Here is a 381-nt window from a genome sequence, read left to right as displayed (position 1 = left end):
CATCTACATCGTCAAGCCCAAGATGCACGGGCCCGACGAGGTCGCGTTCACCTGCGAGCTGTTCAGCCGGGTCGAAGACGTCCTCGGGCTGCCGCAGGGCACCCTCAAGGTCGGCATCATGGACGAGGAGCGGCGCACCACCGTCAACCTCAAGGCCTGCATCAAGGCCGCGGCCGACCGGGTGGTGTTCATCAACACCGGCTTCCTGGACCGCACCGGCGACGAGATCCACACCTCGATGGAGGCGGGTCCGATGATCCGCAAGGGCGCGATGAAGAGCACCACCTGGATCAAGGCCTACGAGGACGCCAACGTCGACATCGGCCTGGCCGCCGGGTTCAAGGGCAAGGCGCAGATCGGCAAGGGCATGTGGGCCATGAC

The 381-nt window shown here is 65.6% G+C and carries 1 pseudogene; it reads left to right on the top strand.

Going from position 1 to position 381, the window contains the following annotated elements:
* A pseudogene (locus CKW40_RS42630) lies at positions 1–381 on the top strand (malate synthase G); the annotation flags it as partial.

Origin of the sequence: Mesorhizobium carmichaelinearum (genome assembly GCF_900199455.1) — a bacterium.
Taxonomy (GTDB): Bacteria; Pseudomonadota; Alphaproteobacteria; order Rhizobiales; family Rhizobiaceae; genus Mesorhizobium; species Mesorhizobium carmichaelinearum.
Note: the sequence above shows the minus strand (reverse complement) of the source record. Positions and strands in the feature narration are given on the sequence as shown.